11 protein-coding genes are annotated in these 19473 nt (G+C 51.2%); 8 read left to right on the top strand and 3 right to left on the bottom strand.

What is annotated here, in order from left to right:
- The first annotated feature begins 1 nt into the window (after position 1).
- Positions 2 to 934 (top strand): N-acetylmuramic acid 6-phosphate etherase, encoded by a 933-nt coding sequence (gene murQ, locus NV375_RS07880; RefSeq protein ID WP_258807618.1) that lies wholly within the window; start codon positions 2 to 4, stop codon positions 932 to 934.
- Positions 931 to 2124 (top strand): DUF1343 domain-containing protein, encoded by a 1194-nt coding sequence (locus NV375_RS07875; protein ID WP_258807617.1) that lies wholly within the window; start codon positions 931 to 933, stop codon positions 2122 to 2124. Before murQ ends, NV375_RS07875 begins: the two co-directional genes overlap by 4 nt.
- Here the strand turns inward: NV375_RS07875 and NV375_RS07870 are convergent.
- Positions 2121 to 2969 carry a MurR/RpiR family transcriptional regulator gene (locus tag NV375_RS07870; protein ID WP_126771986.1) on the bottom strand — a complete coding sequence of 283 codons (849 nt, stop codon included), beginning with the start codon at positions 2967 to 2969 and terminating at the stop codon, positions 2121 to 2123. The two genes, NV375_RS07875 and NV375_RS07870, sit on opposite strands and share 4 nt — an antisense overlap.
- Before the next feature lie 119 nt (positions 2970 to 3088).
- Here NV375_RS07870 and NV375_RS07865 point away from each other — a divergent pair, with 119 nt between their 5' ends.
- Both NV375_RS07865 and NV375_RS07860 read left to right on the top strand, forming a co-directional pair.
- The gene (locus tag NV375_RS07865; RefSeq protein ID WP_258807615.1) at positions 3089 to 5827 is read left to right on the top strand and encodes an FAD-binding and (Fe-S)-binding domain-containing protein; all 2739 of its coding nucleotides are present in this window, start codon (positions 3089 to 3091) and stop codon (positions 5825 to 5827) included.
- Positions 5824 to 6981 (top strand): M14 family zinc carboxypeptidase, encoded by a 1158-nt coding sequence (locus NV375_RS07860; RefSeq protein ID WP_258807614.1) that lies wholly within the window; start codon positions 5824 to 5826, stop codon positions 6979 to 6981. Before NV375_RS07865 ends, NV375_RS07860 begins: the two co-directional genes overlap by 4 nt.
- Here the strand turns inward: NV375_RS07860 and NV375_RS07855 are convergent.
- On the bottom strand, positions 6968 to 8791 hold the full coding sequence (locus NV375_RS07855) for a glycoside hydrolase family 3 protein (protein WP_258807613.1): 1824 nt from the start codon (positions 8789 to 8791) through the stop codon (positions 6968 to 6970). The two genes, NV375_RS07860 and NV375_RS07855, sit on opposite strands and share 14 nt — an antisense overlap.
- A 455-nt stretch (positions 8792 to 9246) precedes the next feature.
- On the opposite strand from NV375_RS07855, the gene NV375_RS07850 reads away from it, so the two are divergent.
- The 3 genes from NV375_RS07850 (at position 9247) to pbp4b (ending at position 16208) form a co-directional block, all read left to right on the top strand.
- Positions 9247 to 12123 carry a TonB-dependent receptor domain-containing protein gene (locus tag NV375_RS07850; protein ID WP_258807612.1) on the top strand — a complete coding sequence of 959 codons (2877 nt, stop codon included), beginning with the start codon at positions 9247 to 9249 and terminating at the stop codon, positions 12121 to 12123.
- Positions 12124 to 12219: 96 nt separating this feature from the next.
- A complete protein-coding gene (locus tag NV375_RS07845) occupies positions 12220 to 13728 on the top strand; it encodes a tryptophan halogenase family protein (RefSeq protein ID WP_258807611.1) in 1509 nt (502 codons plus the stop codon).
- On the top strand, positions 13725 to 16208 hold the full coding sequence (gene pbp4b, locus NV375_RS07840) for a penicillin binding protein PBP4B (protein ID WP_258807610.1): 2484 nt from the start codon (positions 13725 to 13727) through the stop codon (positions 16206 to 16208). The genes NV375_RS07845 and pbp4b overlap by 4 nt, the downstream gene beginning before the upstream one ends.
- Here the strand turns inward: pbp4b and NV375_RS07835 are convergent.
- Positions 16198 to 17553 carry an amidohydrolase family protein gene (locus tag NV375_RS07835; RefSeq protein WP_258807609.1) on the bottom strand — a complete coding sequence of 452 codons (1356 nt, stop codon included), beginning with the start codon at positions 17551 to 17553 and terminating at the stop codon, positions 16198 to 16200. The genes pbp4b and NV375_RS07835 overlap by 11 nt on opposite strands.
- A gap of 175 nt (positions 17554 to 17728) precedes the next feature.
- On the opposite strand from NV375_RS07835, the gene NV375_RS07830 reads away from it, so the two are divergent.
- Positions 17729 to 19465, top strand: coding sequence for a lysophospholipid acyltransferase family protein (locus tag NV375_RS07830; RefSeq protein WP_258807608.1), 1737 nt, complete (start codon positions 17729 to 17731; stop codon positions 19463 to 19465).
- Positions 19466 to 19473 lie beyond the last annotated feature (8 nt).

Genomic DNA, 19473 nt, shown 5'->3' with positions numbered 1-19473 from the left:
CATGGAAGACGTAAACAAAACTGAAGATTTACTGGCACAATTAAACGGTATCGTTTCCGAGGGACGAAACCCGGACACGTTAGATATTGACCTACTTTCAAGTGAGGCAATACTTCGCAAAATTAACCATGAAGATGCGCAGGTTGCGCCTGCAGTGGCCACGCAAATTCCGCAGATTGCGCAAGCGGTCGATGCCATCGTCGACAAACTGCAAAGCGGTGGCAGGTTATTTTACATAGGCGCGGGCACCAGCGGTCGCCTCGGGATCCTCGATGCGGTGGAGTGTCGTCCAACCTTCAGCGTACCGGATGACTTAGTACAAGGGCTTATAGCTGGCGGTGAACATGCGATTCAATTTGCTGTAGAGGGTGCAGAAGACGACCGCGCAGCGGGCGTCAACGATGTGAAGGCTGTGAATTTAACGGCCAACGATGTGCTGGTTGGACTTTCGGCTAGTGGCCGCACGCCTTATGTGGTTGCTGCGCTTGAGTATGCCAATAGCATCGGCTGTGTAACGGCGTCGGTGACCTGTAACCCAAATTCGCCGTTGATGACCACTGCAAAAATCGGCATCTGTCCAGTGGTTGGCCCTGAAGCGCTGACGGGCTCGACGCGAATGAAGTCGGGAACAGCACAAAAACTAGTACTCAATATGCTCAGCACGGCGAGCATGATTCGTCTTGGCAAAACTTATGAAAACTTGATGGTGGACGTTAACGCGAGCAATGAAAAGCTCCGTGCTCGCGCCATCCGAATCGTCATGCAGGCCACGAACTGTGAACGGGAAATCGCCGAAAAAGCACTAAAAGATGCCGATAATCGCGCAAAATTGGCAATTTTAATGATTCTTACTGGGTTATCGGCGGACCGTGCCGAAAGCCTGCTTGCCAAACAGCACGGGTTCTTACGTCGGGCCGTGGAGTCGAAACAATGAAAGCATGGCTAGGCCTCTTTGCCGCAACTGCACTTTTTTTGAATGCCTGTAGCGACGCGACGACACCCAAAACGTCAATTGCTATCACCGTAGGCGCGGAACAAGCGGAACGCTATGTGCCGCAACTTGACGGTAAAAAAGTCGCTTTGGTGGTGAATCAAACCTCACGAGCGCACGACCAACACTTGGTCGACTACCTGCTCGCGCAAGGCATCGACGTGACGAAGGTGCTCGCGCCGGAACATGGGTTTCGCGGCGATGTGGGAGCCGGTGAAACGATTAACGATGCGGTTGACCCAGCCACTGGATTACCGATTTTGTCGATCTACGGTAAAACCAAAAAGCCTAGTGCCGAAATGCTCTCCGGCGTGGATACCATTATCTTTGATATCCAAGACGTTGGAGCGCGTTTCTATACCTACATCAGTACCATGCATTACGTGATGGAAGCGGCCGCAGAGCAAGGCATTGAGATGCTAGTGCTCGACCGCCCGAATCCCAACGGCGCATATATTGACGGACCGGTGCTCGAAAAAGAGTTTCAATCGTTCGTCGGCATGCACGAAATTCCGTTGCTGCACGGAATGACGGTGGCGGAATTAGCACAAATGATCAAAGGTGAAGGCTGGATCAATAATGCTGATCAATTAAAGCTAACAGTGGTTCCGGTGGCGAATTATGCGCGTGATATGACCTACCACTTGCCTATTGCACCAAGCCCAAATCTGCCAAACGCCCAAGCCATTCAACTTTACCCATCGTTGTGCTTATTTGAGCCTACGGCGGTGAGCATTGGTCGTGGTACCGAATTTCCGTTTCAGGTGCTAGGGCATAACGAAGTTGCCTTGGGCGAGTTTCAGTTTAGCCCGCGCAGTATGCCGAACAGTGCGCCGCAGCCAAAGCTCGAAGGACAACAGCTGCGGGGACAAGATTTAAGAACGAGTGCGATCAAAGGTTTTGACTTGGCACCATTGCTGGATGCTTATGCTGCCTTCATAGCAGCAGGAAAAGCAGATGATTTTTTCACCTCAGCGGCTTTTTTCGACAAACTTAGTGGCACTGACGAATTACGTAAGGCCATTGTCGCTGGGCAAAGCGAAGCAGAAATAAGAGCGAGCTGGCAGGCTGACCTAACGCGTTTTAAGCAGCAACGTCAGCCGTATTTGTTGTACCCAGATAGCAACAACTAGCTTTTGCGTAGACGCTGAAAGGCCTGATTGGTGCGTGACAAGGTGTCGCGCCCTAACTCAGAAGCTTGAATCAAGGCGATGAACAGCAGGTCGATGACCAAGTTCTGCGCCGTGCGGGCATGAATGGAGGATAAGCGCGTGGGTTCGCTTTCCGCCACGGAATACAAATTGACGTCGGCGAGTTGGGTGATCGGTGTTTTACCGTAGCGCGTAATGCTGATGACGCTACTACCGTGCCGCCGCGCTTCTTTAACCACACGGGTGACTTCGTGAGTGCTGCCAGATTCACTGATGGCTACTACAACGTCACCAACATTAAAGGTCGCCGCATTGGCCAATTGAATATGACTGTCGGAATCGGCAATCGCATGCAGGCCAAGTTTCTGTAATTTGTACGACAAGTCTTTAGCTACCAACGCAGAGCCGCCAATCCCGGCAATGAGAATGCGCTGGGCATCAAGTAATTTGCGCACTGCTTGGGCAAAGGCTGCTTTTTCATTGAGATTACGCGTTTCACTCAAGACGTTGATTTTGCCAGCCAAGAGCTTGTCGGCCATGTCATTAAAATCGTCTTCGAGGGTAATTTCACCGTGTAATCGCGCACTTTGATGGGCCTTTTTGTTCAGCGCATCGATAACCGACAATTTAAACGCTGGGTAACCGCGGTAGCCCAGCTTTTGGGCGAATTTCACCACACTGGATTGGCTAACGCCAACGGTGCTGGCCAATTGTTGCGACGACAGATCGCGTAACGCACTGGGCGATTCGAGGGTAAACGCAGCAAGTTTCGATTCACTGGCAGACAGTGAACTTTGTACAGCTTTAATCTTTGCAAATGCGGACATCGTGTCCCACCTTTAGGTTTCGAGCGTTAGCGACGAAAAGCTAACGGAATTTTTTATTCAAATATAAACTAGTTACACTGAATATCAAAACGCACCGTGAAACTCATGCAGGAGCGCCCGTGACCGCAACACTCGATAACTTTCAACGTCAACTCAGCAAGGTGATTCCAGCGCCCCGCTTGCTTACCAAGCTTAGCCAGCGAATCGCGTTTAGCACTGATGCGAGCTTTTATCATAAAGTGCCGAAGTTGGTCGTGCAGATTGCCACACGCGAAGAGATGCAGGCGTTACTGCGTTTGGCGCAACAGTATGAGGTCGCAGTGACGTTTCGTGCGGCCGGTACCAGCTTGTCCGGGCAGGCCATAAGTGACTCGGTGTTGGTGCTGCTAACGCGCGATTGGCAGCACGGTGAAGTACTCGAGCAAGGGGCAAAGATAAAGCTGCAGCCCGGCGTGATTGGTGCCCATGCCAACCAAAAACTGGCTGCCTACGGCCGTAAGATTGGACCCGATCCGGCATCCATCAATACTTGTCAGATTGGTGGTATCGCGGCAAACAATGCTTCGGGTATGTGCTGTGGCGTCAAACACAACAGCTACCATACCCTCGATAGCATTAGCTTTGTGCTGGCCGATGGCACCCACGTGGACACGGGAAATGCGGCGTCCGTTGCGGCGTTCCGCAAAAGTCATAAAAAGCTTTTGCAAGCTCTAGAAGAGCTTGCCGAGCAGGTGCGGGCAAACCCCCAGTTAAGTGACACTATCGCCACCCAATTTCGGTTAAAGAATACGATGGGGTATGGTCTTAATGCGTTGCTCGACTACCATGATGGGCTCGACATTTTGGCCCACTTGCTGATTGGCTCCGAAGGTACTTTAGGTTTTATCGCTGATATTACCTACCGCACCGTGGCGGTGCCGCAAGCGAGTGCCACCGGACTTTACTTATTCCCCGACAGTCATGCCGCCTGTGCGGTCATTCCCGCGCTCAAAGCGATCGGCGTTGAAGCCGTTGAACTCATGGACGATCGCTCGCTGCAATCGGTGCAACCCCTGCTGGCTAAATTGACCCCAGTGACACCGCCACAGGGTGCGGTTGCGCTGTTAATCGAGATCGGGCGAGATGACCACCAGACGTTGCAGCAAGCGCTTCAACAGCTGGAACAGCGTCTAACGAGCTTCCAAGCCTTGTGTCCAATGAGCACTGATAAAACCACAGGGCAAGCGCTATGGCAGATTCGTAAAGGGTTATTCCCAGCGGTGGGCGCCGTCCGCGAGCGTGGCACGACAGTGATTATCGAAGACGTGGCGGTACCTTTAGAGGCTTTGCCAGATGCGGTGATTGCTTTGCAAGACCTGTTTGATCAACATGGTTATCACGAGGCGATTATTTTTGGTCATGCACTAGATGGCAATGTGCATTTTGTTTTCACCCAAGGTTTCGAAACGCCGCAAGAGAAAGCGCAGTATGCGGCCTTTATGGACGCTGTCGCAAAACTTATCACCGAGCGCTTTGCTGGCACGCTTAAAGCGGAACATGGTACGGGCCGCAATATGGCACCTTACCTTTATGCTCAGTGGGGCGGTGATGGTTTAGCCGTGATGCAACGCATTAAGGCTTTGGTCGATCCGCAAGGTATTCTGAACCCAGGGGTGATTCTCAATGATGACCCACAAGCACATCTGCAGGATCTGAAATTAATGCCGCCGGTGAACGCCACCGTCGACGCTTGTATTGAATGTGGCTTTTGCGAACCGCAGTGTCCGTCGTTGCACTACACGCTAAGCCCGCGGCAACGGATTGCGTTGATGCGGCGTAACGCCAATCGCTCTGCAGCCGAGCAGCATGCGATCAACAACGATTTTCAGCATTTGGGTATTGACTCTTGTGCGGCAACTGGACTTTGTGCGACGGCGTGTCCGGTGGGCATAAATACTGGCGCTTGGGTGCAAGAGCTCCGTGCTGAACAGGCACAACATCAGCGGACGGCGAACTGGATAGCGGGTCATCAACAAGGCGTCGAGAGCATTGCACGCTTTGCCTTAACCGCCGCACGACCGTTGAGTAAGTTGCAACAAAAACGTCCTGAGTTACCGCCAGCAGCTCAACAGTTAATGACCACATCGGCGACCGCTGTTCACGCAGACAAGGTGATTTACTTCACCACCTGTCCAAATCGCGTATTTGCGACCGCCGGACAGGAGCCCTTGGCGCAAGTTGTCCAGCGTTTATGTGCCAAGGCGGGGATTCATTTGCAAGTCGTCGAGCCCAAAGGTCATTGTTGCGGGCAACCCTACCTGAGTAAAGGTTACCCAAGCCAAGCGGAAGACAAGCAGCAGGCGTTACGTGATTATCTGTGGCAACTGACCGAGCAGGGGCGCTATCCGGTGGTTTTTGACGCCAGTCCCTGTGCTTTGCAGGTGCACGATCTCGAGGGCATTCAATGCTACGAACTGGCGGCGTTTTTACAGCAATGCGTTGCCAGCAAGTTACACATGACACCATTGACAGAGCCTTTAATGCTGCATGTCACTTGTAGTAGCCGTCATCTTGATCAAGGGCAATCGCTACGTGCTCTGGCAGTACAGTGCAGCACGCAAGTCATTGAACCCGAGCAGATCCAATGCTGCGGCTTCGCGGGTGATAAAGGCTTTAGCCAACCTGAGTTGAATGCAAGCGCACTGGCGCCATTAGCTGAACAAGTCCCTGCGCACTGTAAACATGCGGTGAGTAACAGCCGTACGTGCGAAATTGGCTTGAGTCACCATGCTGGAAAAGCTGAGCTGTCCTACCGTCACATAGCTTACCTCCTCGATGAACTCAGTAGTGCTAACGAGCAGACCAAGGAACTTGTATGAACCACCCGAATCAAATTTTTGCCGAGTTTGAACAACGCTGGCAGACGACCCATTGGCCAACATTGAATAAACGTCAGTTGGTTTATGCTGATATTAAGCCAGTGCTCGATAAGCTTGCGGTCGCAACTGCGCTCGAACATAAGGTCATCGGGACGTCGTACTTAGGTACTCCCATACGGCGCTTTACACTTGGCCAAGGACCGCTGGTGGTGCTGGCATGGACGCAAATGCATGGTAATGAATCCACCGCAACCGCGGCCGTGCTCGATTGGCTCCAGCTTCTTTTACAGCATTGCCCGGCGGATCTTCCCGATGATTGGCAAGAGCTTATCACTTTGCACGTTGTCCCTATGCTGAATCCTGATGGTGCGGCTGCGGGCACCCGTGAAACAGCGCAGGGCATCGACATGAATCGTGATGCACTGGCGCAGCAAACGCCTGAAGGTCGATTGCTCTGGCAGCAAGTACAGCAGCTTAAGCCCACGGTGGCCTTCAATTTACACGATCAAAATCCATACTACGCAGCAGGTGAAGGTGGAGACCCAGCGACAATCGCGTTTTTAGCTCCTGCTTACCATCCGGATAAGCATGTGGATGGTCCGCGCCTGAGAGCCAAACAGCTGATTGCTCACATGCGACAAATATTGTCGCACTGGCTGCCGCAGGGAATTGGTCGCTATGACGATACCTACTCGCAACGTTCATTTGGTGATGCCATCGCCGGTACTGGGGCGAGTACGATCTTGATTGAAAGTGGTGAACATCGTCACGACCCGAATCGGCAAGTTGCGCGTAAACTTAATGTTATGGCGCTGCAAGCGGGGCTCTCAGCGCTCCTGAGTGGTGTTTATCAAGACTATGGCTTAGCAGATTACTACGCCATTCCAGACAACGTAAGTGATGGCTTCGTTGACGTGAAAATGACCAACCTGACGATTGATGATGGCGAGCACCCAAGCTATCAGGTAGATGTCTGTCTGAATCGCTGTAACGTATCACCAAGTTATGTCATTGAGTTTGTCGGCGATAGCCGCGGTCAGCAGGGCTTGGAAGAAATCGATGGCAGCGGTGTGAAGTGGCAACAGCTGCCCCAGTTGGGCGCTGTTGCCGATACGTTACTTGCTCTTGTTCGGCAGCAGGTTACTCCACGGTGACCGGTAAGTTTCCGCGCGCTTGACGCCCGAGTAATACCTCTACCAAAGCGGTAAAACTGGCGCTGCGTACCTTACCGGCGGTGTTCATCGCCGCGTTATAGTCGTACGTCGCTAATGCGGCGTCGGCGACTGTACGGAAGTCACTGGCAACGTATGGCGTGCGTAAAGCCACAAAAACAGTCGGTTGTTGGCGCGCATGGGTGAACGCCATAAGCTCCTGCAACCAGGCATGCTGCTCGGCCTTACTCGGACGTTCGCGCCAACTCGCTAAATCATCCATTCCGCCCATTTCGGCTAAGCTGTGGTGGGGCGTAATATCACCGACGATGACCGCAGCATCAGCCCGCCACTCTAACCAAGGTTGTCCGGCGGGTAGCTCCGCTAAACTTAAGCAGTCACTACTGATTGTCGGGCGTTGCTCGGCAAGAGCAGAGGTGAACGCTTGGCAACGTAAGGTATCAGGCATAACTGCATACCAGTGCTCGGCCGTAAGAGGCAAAACGCCGTGGTCATAAATTTTAGTTGTCGCGTCGTACGCAAGCGCCTGCTCAACTTGTATGTTCTGCGCCAAAGGTAGCTGCTTAAGGCTTTCTAAGCGTTCTGCTAAAGTCCGAGAGACTTGCTCTGTTAAGTCGTAATCTGCTTTTAACTGGGCAATGCGCTGCGCTGAGTTGGCGAGCGCTTGAGTGTCAATCTCACCTGCGGCCACGGCTTGTTCTAACCCAGCAAAATACTGCCAAAATCCGTCAATGTCGTCAGGTGTGCGAATGGTGTAAGGCATTAACGCAATATCTGCACCAGCTTTAAAAGTCGCAATGGTAGCTTCAAGCGGCGCGTAATAATGCGCAATACCTGCCATATCTAATGCGTCGGTCACAATCACGCCGTTAAAGCCCAGCTCTTCTCGCAGTACGCCGGTCAGGATCTTATGTGACATGGTGGCGGGGACAATGGTCGCTTCGCCGTTGGTCGCTGTGAACTTAGTGTCGTCCAGTGCAGGATATTGAATATGCGCCGTCATCACCATCGCTGGCGGAGTGTCGCTATTGATGATTTGTTTAAACGGCAGCAAATCGACCGCATCGATGGTGGCACGCTCATGTTCAACGCGTGGTAACCCGGTGTGACTGTCAACGTGCGTATCACCGTGGCCAGGAAAGTGCTTGAGGGCGCTCATGATGCCATGGCTTTGCAGGGTCGCGACGGTCGCCTGACCGAGTGCTGCTACCTGATCTGGATCTTCGCCGTAACTGCGAACATTGATCACTGGATTAGCGGGGTTAACGTTGACATCAACTGTTGGCGCAAAATTGAGATTAAAACCGAGCAAGCTGAGTTCTTTCGCAATGCCTGCAGCAACCTGTTCAGCATAACCTGTACCTTGTGCGGCGTAGGTTGCGCCAAGCGCCATGTTGCCGCCGAAGCGCGTTGAAATGGCGGGAGGTAGTCGTGCGACACGCCCACCTTCCTGATCCACGGCAATAAACAAAGGTGGCAACCCCGCCTCCCGCACAACTTCCTGCATCTGTGCAATAAGCGTCGTCATCTGCTGACCTTCCACTAAGTTGTCGGCAAACAGAATAACGCCGCCAATGTGGCCTTCGCGGAGCACGTTGGCTAAAGCATCTGGCAGCTCCGTGACAGCGGTTTTGCATTCGTCACTGGCCGTACCGTCGTTACAGAAGTAACGGAAGTCGAGCATGAGCTTCTGGCCAAGTTGCAGCCTTACTTGCTCAGCGGTAGTAGGTTCTTGAGGGGTGCAGGCCGCTAAGAAAATCAGGCTTAACAGCAGGGCAAAATTGCGAATCATGGCTATACTCTTTGCATAAAGTTGCACGGGAAAGATGAAGGTATCCTACGTGAGCTCAGTCAAAAAATAAATTATTCCATGAAAAACTTCATCACTTATTCTTTCAGGAGTAATAAAGAGAAGCGTTGTTAGATTTTCTCGGCATAAATTCTTTACGAACTCAAATTTTAAGGATTGTCACATTCCGCAACAAATTCGCCTTAAGTGATTAAGTTTAGGTAATTAAAGAGGAATTTTAGCGCATGAATAAGTCGTTTGAACGCTACGACTAAAAAATGCACAGAAAATTGCTTGGAATAATTTATTATTTACATTATAAGAATATGTGATACTTTCAATATATTGATGGTTCTACCATCTGTTGTAGTAATTCTTTGTCGATGACGGCAAAGGGTATAACAAGAAGACGTACTGACGATACGTACCAGATTCTTACAACGAGCGGAGATTGCAAAGTGAAACTCAATAAAATAGCACTCGTGCTGGGGTTGACGACAAGTATGAGCGGCCTCGCTTATGCTCAAGATGTCGATCAAGAAGAGAACACACAGCAAAACGAAGAAGCAGAAAAAGTCGAACGAATCCAGGTGACTGGTTCGAGCATCAAACGTACAGCGATGGAAGGCGATCTACCGCTAACCATTATTTCGCGTGAAGAGATAGATGCCCAGGGTATTACCACAGCTGAACAACTTATGTTGCAGTTGAATGTCGCTTCAAACTCTAACGATAACTTGGCGAGTAACACCGGTATCGTAAGTGGTGAAGAACGTGGTAATAACGGTGCTTCAAGCGCAAACTTACGTCAACAAGGTGCTGGTTCTACCTTGGTTCTATTGAATGGTCGCCGTACGGCTACGCATGGTTTGAAAGGCCGTTCAGTTGACTTGAACTCAATTCCATTTTCAGCCATCGAGCGCGTAGAGATTTTACGTGACGGTGCGTCAGCGGTTTACGGTACTGATGCCATCGGTGGTGTTATCAACTTCATTTTGAAGAAAGATTTCCAAGGCGCACAAATCGGCGCTTTTGCTGATCACACTGAAGCAGGCGGCGGTAATATCTATCGCTTCAACGTGTTGGCTGGTACGGGCGATCTTTATTCAGACGGTTACAACGTCATGGCGTCGTTGTCGTACCGTACAGCAGAACTTCTGCGCGGGGTTGATCGCGACTTCACAAGTACGTTCCAACCTGAGAGCGGCTTGTCTCCGGATACTCGTGGTACGCCATTTGCGTCTCTTAATGATCGTTGGAGCGGGAACGATCCAACGCACCCAAATTACAACCTCATTGGGGAAGGATTAATTAATCCGGAAACAGGCTTAGAAAATGACGTTTTAAACGTTTTAGCGTTACCAGGTATGCCAGGCTGTGACGTCTATCCAAACATGGATGACGACGGTGCTGCTTTGTGGAATCGTGCGCGTAACGAAGGTGTAAGCTGCTCATGGGACTATCCACGAGCGTCAGCATTACAGCAACCGATTGATAGCATTGACTTTGTCAGCCGCGGTACGATGACTTTAGGCGACAGCGCTGAAGGTTTTGTGGAGTTCATGGGCTCTGAGGTCACTTCACAGAAAGTGTTTGAGCCGAACCAAATTACCCCTTGGTCGATTGGTACCGAAGGTTGGTACCCAAGTACTGGTGAATCTTACGATTACATCGTTGATGCATTAAGTGACTACTACGGTGCCGACCAACTGAATATTGGTGCACCTATCGCATACCGCTGGCGTTGTATGGACTGTGGTCCACGTGAAATCGAAACCACAACAACGGCAATGAAAATTCAATTCGGTGTTGAAGGCCAAATCGGTTTTTGGGACTACAAAGTTGGTTTAGGTCACGCAACCAACGAATCTGAATCACAACTTGGTGGCGGTTATCATTACACCGAATTGCTCGCGCAAGGTATTGGTAGTGGTGCAATTAACCCATTCCTTCTTCCTGGTCAGTCGCAATCTGATGCAGGTATGGCGGCACTAGCTGCGGCTTCTGCAGAAGGTGTTGTGCTTTACGGTGGTAAAACCACGTTGACGCAGTTTGATGCATCAATTACCGGTGATTCTGGCTTTAATCTAGGACTCGGCGGTGACAACATTTATGTTGCCGGTGGTGTCGATATTCGCCAAGAAGGTTATGAGTTCAACGGTGACCGTCGTGCGGCAGAAAATCGCCCAGATATCTATGGTGCACCTTTCGATAACGCCAACGCACTCGATGACGTTGACCGTACCGTTAAAGCGGTTTATGCCGAAGCATTGGTTCCGGTTGTACAAAACTTTGAGGTTAACTTAGCGGCACGTTATGACCACTACGATGGATTCGGTGGTACAACTAACCCTAAAGTGGGCTTTGTCTACACGCCAACCGAATCACTATTGGTTCGTGGTGCATACAGCACAGGCTTCCGTACACCTTCATTCAACCAGTTATTTAATGGTGTGACTGAAGAGCCGTACACGGGTCAAGATCTTGCAGATCCTCGCGACTGCCCGAATGGCGAAGTTAACCAAGACGATCCAAACTGTGATACACCAATCCAGCCTACGCGCTTGTATGGTGGTAAAGAAGATCTTGGTCCAGAAGAGTCTAAGCAATCGAGCTTCGGTATCGTTTATGCCCCAACTGATAACCTATCAATGAACATTGATTGGTGGAAAATTATTATTGACGGCACCATTCAGATCCCTGGCTTCCGTGACCTGCTCGAGAACTATGAGTTGTTCGAAAGTAACTTCATCCGTGATAGTGAAGGTAACTTGGTAACCATCGATTCGCGTTACATTAACGCCGGTGAGCGTCAGACCAGCGGTATTGAAGTTGGCTTACAGGCTAACGGTGAGTTAAACGAAGGCTTGTGGAGTGTGAACTTCAACGGTAGCTACTTGATTGAAGATAAGAAAAAGCTACTTGATAATGCGCCTTGGGGTGACAACCTTGTAGGCACACACTCGCGTGGTAATATCCCACTGCGTTGGAAGCACACTGCAACCTTTAACTATACGAAAGGTGACCTGAGCCACAGCTTGACGCAAATTTATCGTCACAGCTATGACGATGAGACGCCACCAGGAGTACGTTCAGGTGAAGCAGATCCGTTGTACTACGACGGTGAAGTGGGTAGCTACCTGATCTATAACTACAGCGTACGTTATATGGCGTTGGAAGATTGGGACGTGACCTTCGGTATCAAGAACCTGTTTGACCGCGATCCACCGTTCACTGCCCACCAGAACGATTACTCGCCTGGTGCAGCGTTCGACCCTCGTGTGGCCGACCCACGTGGTCGTTCATACACCCTACAGTTGACTTACAACTTCTAAGTTCAACTTAGAACGTAAGTTGTAGGAAAGAAGAACTGCGGTCAGCCTCGGCTGGCCGCAGCTATTTTGGCCTTCAGTAGCTAGGTGAATGCGTCCATGATTCAGCCTTATCACATCGTCATTCTTGGAGGCGGTTCGGCCGGATGGATGACCGCCGCTGCACTTTCCAAAGTACTTGATCGCAAGCATTATAAAATCACGCTTGTCGAGTCTTCCGCGATAGGCACAGTCTCGGTAGGCGAAGCCACGATCCCAGGCATTCGCGAATTTAATCAACTGTTACAAATCGACGAGAATGAATTTTTACGTGAGACGCAAGGCAGTTTTAAGTTAGGCATTGCGTTTGAGAATTGGCAGAATATTGGTGATGAATACATGCACCCGTTTGGTCCCTATGGGATCACGCTCAACGGCGTGCCATTTCACCACTACTATCTGCGCCACGAACGTGAAGTAGGGGCAGGCGATGCTATGCCACTGCATGAGCTGAACCTTGAATGGAGCGCTGCTTTAGCTCACAAGTTCACGCGACCGATTGCAGATAAACGCAGTCCGCTAGGGCATATCAAATATGCCTATCATTTCGATGCTCATGCTTACGCACGCTATTTGAAAAAGTACGCGACGACAAGAGGTGTCGTCGCTCTTGAAGATCGGATGCAGACCGCCAAGCAGCATCCCAACGGCGCTATTGCCTCGTTAATGTTAGAAAAACAAGGCGAGCTTGCTGGCGACTTTTTTATTGATTGCAGCGGGTTTAAAGCACTTCTAATCAGTGAAACCCTTGGCGTAAGTTACCACGACTGGCGCAAGTGGATGCCCTGTGACAGTGCCGTAGCATTGCCGGGTGAACACGACGCAGCGGCTATTTTGCCGTACACCCGCTCGATTGCCCACCACGAAGGCTGGCGCTGGAAAATACCGTTACAACACCGTACCGGTGAGGGCTGGGTGTATTCTAGCCGCTTCACTGATAGTGACAAAGCCGAACGCGAATTCCGTGAAACCATTGGCAACTTTAACAGTAATGCGAACCACTTGCGCTGGATTAACGGCCGTCGTGATGAAGCATGGAAACACAATGTTTGTGCTATTGGTTTATCCGCGGGTTTCATTGAACCGCTAGAGTCGACCGGATTGCAGCTTACGCAATCTGGGATTATGCGCTTGATTAGTTTGTTGCCGGGGCAGGGGAATATGACTGAGCGAGCCAAGGCTTTCAATCGCTATACTGCAGAAGAAATTACCAATATTCGCGATTTCGTAATGTGTCACTACAAACTTACGGACCGCGATGATTCGGAATTTTGGCGTTATTGCCGCAATATGGAAATACCTGACTCATTACGGGAACGGCTCGACTTGTATCGCGAAAACGCAAGTATCTTTCGCAACAGTAATAACGAGCTTTTTAATGAGATTAGCTGGTTTTCGATGTTCCACGGACAGGGTTTAACGCCTGCACAGGTTCATCCGATTGCCGAACAAATGCCAGCCGCGACGATGCAACAGCATCTAGCAACCGTACAACGTATTTTTAAACAGTCGGTAGCGCAGTTACCGAGCCATGCAGATTTTATTCGGAAACATTGCCAAGCATCATGAAGTCGTTATCGAACTCAGTAAAACTAGGCCTTATTGCCACCGTATCAGCGCTTGCGCTTAACAGTTGTAGCAGCACTGATTATGAACAAATGCCGTCGGCGAACCAAAGCCATCGGGTGAAGTCTCTGGTGCTGCACTATACGGCCATCGATTATGAAAAAAGCGTACGGGTTTTAGTAGAACCCAAGGGGCTTAGTTCGCACTACCTTGTGCCTGAGCGCGGTGACCCAAGCTATCCGGAAGACGAGATCAATGTCTATCAGTTGGTTGATGAGCGCGAGCGAGCGTGGCATGCAGGGGATTCGTATTGGCAAGGTCGGACGGAACTCAATGACACGTCGATTGGCATCGAGATTGTCAACGTGCCGCAATGTCAGTGGGACACCAGTCAGCAGGCAACACGTGCCGAGCATGGCGAAAATCGCTTGTGTACATTCCCTGACTATGATCCTGCACAGATTGAAGCGGTGATTGAACTGTCGCAGGAAATTCTTGCGCGACACCCAGATATTCATCCTACTGCGGTGGTGGGCCATTCCGATATTGCGTTTATGCGCAAAAACGACCCAGGTCCGCGTTTTCCGTGGTACCAGCTTTACCAGCAGGGCGTTGGCGCTTGGTATGAGCAAGACACCTTAGCGCGCTATTGGCGGCAATTTAACCAGCAGCCCGTTCGTATTGGCTTGTTACAGGCGGCATTAAGAGCGTACGGTTACGGCGTGACTGAAACCGGTGTGTTTGATGAACAAACGCGCAGCGCCTTGTCAGCCTTTCAGATGCATTTTTTGCCGTGGAGTGTGAACGCCAAGAACGACAGTCAAACCACTGCCGCTGTTTTTGCGTTGCTGGAGCGCTACTTCCCTGAGCAACTCGAACCGTTGTGGCAACGCTACCAAACCGAGAATGTGGCGGAGAATGCGGCGGAGAATGCGGCGGAGAGTGCGAAGGTCGCAAAGGTAAAACAAGGGCAAATCGATGCCGTTTTCCCAGAGCCAGAAGTACAACGTTCGAGTCGCGAATGGGTCAACGATAAATTGCGTTTTAAAGCTTACGCTGGACGCAGCGAAATCACTCTGTCGGCAGAGCAAGACGTGACGGCCGAAATTCAAATTAATGGTGAAACGTTAAACTTAGCGACACCGCTACAAGGTGATAAAACCTATAATTATTCACTGCAGCGCCGCACCGAAGACGGACTCAACACCTTGTACGTGAAGTCGTTGCAGCCTGAAGGCGCGCAGCTACGGGTGCAGATCCCTTATCCGACATTGATAGACGCCACCGCTGAGTATCGCAATGCCTTCCGAAAAGTCGACGAACTGATTGAACAAGACATTGCCGACGGATTTCCCGGCGCCGTATTGGTGGTCGTCAAAGATGGCAAGATCATTAAACAAACGGCCTATGGCTATGCTAAGCGTTACGATGAAAATGGCGAACCGTTAGCAGCACCAACACCAATGACGCTGAACACGGGTTTTGATGTCGCCTCGAATACCAAGTCCTTTGCGACCGCGATGGCGATGATGCATTTGGTCGAGCGTGGTTTGCTCGACGTGAACGCACCTATCTATCACTATTTGCCGGAATACCGTGGACAAGGGCGTGAAGCACGCCGCGTCCGTGATTTATTGAATCATCAGTCGGGTTACGGTCCGCAAGTGCATTTCTTTGATCCAGAGAATAAGCTCGGCAAACTGTTTTACTCACGCGACAAAGAAAAAACGCAACGCCTTATCGCCACCAAAGTGCCGTTTAAAGTGGGCAATGGCATACAGGCGACCTACAGCGATACCGGCTTTAAATTATTAGGTACCATCGTTGAGCGTATTGCGGGCATGCCTCTGGATCAGTACGTGGAACAGCATATTTACGCACCACTTGATCTGCACAACACCCTGTTTACGCCTTTGCGCAAGGGCCGCCTGCCAAGTGAGTTCGCTGCAACTGAATTGAATGGTAACAGCCGCGGCGGACGTGTTGAATTCCCAGGGATACGTACCTACACCTTGCAAGGCGAAGTGCATGACGAGAAGGCGTTTTATTCAATGGAAGGTGTTGCTGGCCACGCAGGTCTGTTTTCTACCGGCCCCGATCTCGCGGTGTTGGTGCAGACACTGTTAAACGGCGGTGGCTACGGCAATGTGCACTTGTTTGAAGAGAGTGTACTCGACATCTTCACGGCACCCCACGCCCGCGACCGCAGCTTTGGCTTAGGCTGGCGCCGCGCTGCCGATGGCGAAACGCGTTGGCACTTTGGGCCGTATGCGAGCCATCAAGCCTTCGGCCATACCGGCTGGACCGGCACTGCGACAGTTATCGATCCAGCGCTTGATCTCGGTATTATTTTGCTGACCAATGCACGCCATACGCCGATCGTCGAAGAAGGTGATGGCTATGAATTTTTGGGTAAGCAGTTCGAAACCGGTAATTACGGCAGCGTGATTACCGGCGTCTACGAGGCAGTGCTTAATCATTAGTTGCTGCATAAGCCGCGCGAATCTCGTTCAGCTTTGCATCAATGCTGGCGCGGTCAAGCCATTGGCCGCGCACCATTACGCCTGTGGGTTCGCGCAAGGCCTTTGCCGATGCTAACGGGTTGTCACGCAGCAACATAAAGTCCGCCTGGTAGCCTGGTGCGACGTGGCCCACCTTTAAATCATGGCTGTTGTCGAAATACTCAGCGGCCGCCGCAGTTGCGGTGTAGTAAATCGCTTCCAATGACATGCCTGCATCTTGCATGTAACGAATTTCATGGTGAATTGAAAAGCCGGGCACGCTAAAGAGCTGTGGTGCGTCGGTGCCGAACACAATGCTAGCGCCACCGTCGTACAGAGCTCTTAACAGTCGTTGGCGGTTTTCTTGCTGTACGGTTGCATGTTCTGTATTAAAGTAGCTCGAGGCTTGGTTTGGATAGTAACTGAGCCAGCCCTCTCGTACCGGTTCAGGAACCAAATCGAGCTCTGGGTATGTGGCAAGCGCATCAGCGTCACCGGCACCAATGAGCGTAGCCCACAGCGCTTGAGTGGGAACCACAGTCATGCCGCTTGTTACCGTCATGTCGACCAGTTGAGATAACTCTTTTTCCGTCACTGGGCGATCAATGGCATCGACAAAGCGCAGGTAGCCGTCGAGATGGTCGATGGTGCGCTGTCCCTCAGCCATTGCCACATTAACGCCAACCTCGGCTGGCACATGGCCAGCAAAATCAATGCCTGCCTCACGTGCTGCGGCAGCAACTGCACGGTATTCTTCGAGTTCCAACCCCGGATGAATCTTCAGTAAGTCCCAACCTTCAGCGACATGTTCCTGTACCCGCTGTGCGGCTTGTTCGGGTGACTCGACGGTGTTGCCGTTAAAGCTTGGCCCGGCGAGAACTAAGGTGGGCCCCATACGCTGACCCAAGGCGATGTCTTCTTTTAGTTGTAGCTGGTTGGTATAGCCGAGCATGCCACGCACAGTGGTAACACCATTGGCGATATACAAATACAGCATGTCGTTGGCATAGCGCGCGGGCATGTCGCCAAAGCTGACCGCTGCCGGCACGTGGCCATGCATTTCGGTGAAGCCAGCAATAACGTAACCGTTATTCCCGTCGATAACTTTTGCTGTTTCCGAAACGGCTAAATCAGCGTCAACGGCGACAATGTTGCCATCACGAATGGCAATCGATTGCTGCGGGATAATCTGCGCTTGTTGGTCTTTCCACACAATCACGTTTACGTTGCGGACGACTGTGTCAGCGTTAACGGTCGACAAGCTATGGGCGCAAGCGCTGGTGAACAGCAAAACAAAACCAGCGGCAAAGCGACGTAATGATGACATAAGTAAGTTCCTGTAAAACGACTTAATAGAAACTCAGCTTAGGCTAAAACGGATCTTTTTTCGTCACTATTATCGAAAGGCTTGTCACAAAATATTCATCACCCTAACACATAACTGTCATCGACCTTCGGCAAGCTAGCGTTGTTTTCACAGCGCCCTGCGCAACAAGGTAGCCATGTTAAATGTTGACCAACTGATCCAACAAAAACTGCCTCCGATGCTGCATCACCCAGCGGTTGCCCCTTGGTTGAAGCGCCCCGTCAGTAAGCTCCTGAAGCGTCTATTACATGCCGATGAACTGCGTAAATTCACCGTTGAATATGGACACTTACGTGGTCGTGACTTTGTGGAGCAGGTGCTGGATTATTTTGAGTTTCGCTACACTGTTGCGGATCGTGAACGCGAGCATATTCCTAGCCACGGTAAAGTCGTTATCATTGCCAACCACCCGATTGGTTCACTCGATGGCGTGGCGCTACTTAAACTGGTGGCCGAAGTGCGGCCTGACGTTAAAGTCATCGCTAACGATATGTTGTGGAGCCTTGAGCCACTGCGCCCGATGCTACTGCCTATTACCAATATGGGTGGGCGCGCGGGGCGGCAGCAAATTAAAGCAATACATGAGCATCTTGCCGAAGACAAAGCGGTGATCGTGTTCCCCGCTGGCGAAGTTTCACGCTTACGTCCGCAGGGGGTACGTGATACCCGTTGGGAAAGCGGCTTTTTGCGTATCGCTGACAAAGCACAAGCGCCTATTCTGCCGATCCATGTCGATGGCCGTAATTCTTGGAGCTTTTACGCTTCGTCGATGATGTACAAGCCACTGTCGACGTTGTTACTGGTGGAAGAAATGTTTCGGCAGCGTGCGGGCGTGCTGCATTTTCGTATTGGTCGTTGTATTGCCTATCGCCATCACCACCGCACCGATCTCACCTTGAAAAACCGTGTGCATATGCTGCGCAAACACTTGTATCGTGTTGGTAGCGGCAAGTCAGGTATGTTCCCAACCGAGCAAGGCATTGCGCTCGCTGAACCACGTTTGGCGTTGCGTGATGCCTTGCACGACTGCGACTACTTGGTAACAACACCAGATGGCAAAGATCTGTACTTCACTGACTATCGGACAGATTGTCCACTCATGCGCGAACTAGGCCGCGTGCGCGAGCTAACCTTTCGTGCCATCGGCGAGGGTACGGGGCAGCGCCGCGATTTGGATCGTTACGACGTGCAGTTTAGTCATTTATTGCTATGGGATGCCCACGCGATGGAAATCGCTGGCAGCTACCGTTTGGCGCCAGTGGCGCGCATGACGACTCCGCAAAGCTATGAGAGCTTGTACACCGCGAGTCTGTTTCAATTTAAGCCGACCATGGAGCGCTATCTTGTACAGGGTATGGAATTGGGGCGCAGTTTTATTCAGCCGCAATACCGCAATCGCTACAGCTTGGACTACTTGTGGCAGGGCATCGGTGCCTATGTGCAAAAGCATCCTAGGGTGCGTTATTTGTTTGGACCAGTAAGCTTATCAGGTGAGTTTCCGCGCGCCGCTCAAGCCATGATCGTGTGGTTTTATCAACAATGGTTTCCGCCGTTGCAAGAGGTGGCTACCCCCAACCAGCCGTTCATTTACACCCCCCAAGAAGAACAGTGGTTAGCTGCGCTTTTCGAGCACCGTGACTATGCGCAGGACCGGCAAACACTGAAAGCACAGCTGCAGCATCTAGACGTTAAACTCCCACCTCTGTTTAAACAGTACAGTGAACTTTGCGAACCCGGCGGCGTACAGTTTGCTTGCTTTAGTGTCGATCCGGCCTTTAATAACAGCATCGATGCATTACTTATTGTGGACTTGCACCAACTTAAACCGCGTCGTAAGCAGCGTTACTTGCAAAACGCGGTGTCGCAGCACTAGCAATCGTG

The sequence above is a fragment of the Pseudidiomarina sp. CB1 genome, assembly GCF_024752025.1.
GTDB lineage: Bacteria > Pseudomonadota > Gammaproteobacteria > Enterobacterales > Alteromonadaceae > Pseudidiomarina.
This window is presented reverse-complemented; position numbering and strand designations above follow the sequence as displayed.

What these genes read in the sequence shown, in the direction of transcription:
- NV375_RS07845 (WP_258807611.1), top strand. Translation starts at nt 12,220, where the DNA reads ATGATTCAGCCTTATCACATCGTCATTCTTGGAGGCGGTTCGGCCGGA.
- NV375_RS07830 (WP_258807608.1), top strand. Translation starts at nt 17,729, where the DNA reads ATGTTAAATGTTGACCAACTGATCCAACAAAAACTGCCTCCGATGCTG.
- NV375_RS07860 (WP_258807614.1), top strand. Translation starts at nt 5,824, where the DNA reads ATGAACCACCCGAATCAAATTTTTGCCGAGTTTGAACAACGCTGGCAG.
- NV375_RS07870 (WP_126771986.1), bottom strand. Translation starts at nt 2,969, where the DNA reads ATGTCCGCATTTGCAAAGATTAAAGCTGTACAAAGTTCACTGTCTGCC.
- NV375_RS07875 (WP_258807617.1), top strand. Translation starts at nt 931, where the DNA reads ATGAAAGCATGGCTAGGCCTCTTTGCCGCAACTGCACTTTTTTTGAAT.
- NV375_RS07835 (WP_258807609.1), bottom strand. Translation starts at nt 17,553, where the DNA reads ATGTCATCATTACGTCGCTTTGCCGCTGGTTTTGTTTTGCTGTTCACC.
- NV375_RS07855 (WP_258807613.1), bottom strand. Translation starts at nt 8,791, where the DNA reads ATGATTCGCAATTTTGCCCTGCTGTTAAGCCTGATTTTCTTAGCGGCC.
- murQ (WP_258807618.1), top strand. Translation starts at nt 2, where the DNA reads ATGGAAGACGTAAACAAAACTGAAGATTTACTGGCACAATTAAACGGT.
- pbp4b (WP_258807610.1), top strand. Translation starts at nt 13,725, where the DNA reads ATGAAGTCGTTATCGAACTCAGTAAAACTAGGCCTTATTGCCACCGTA.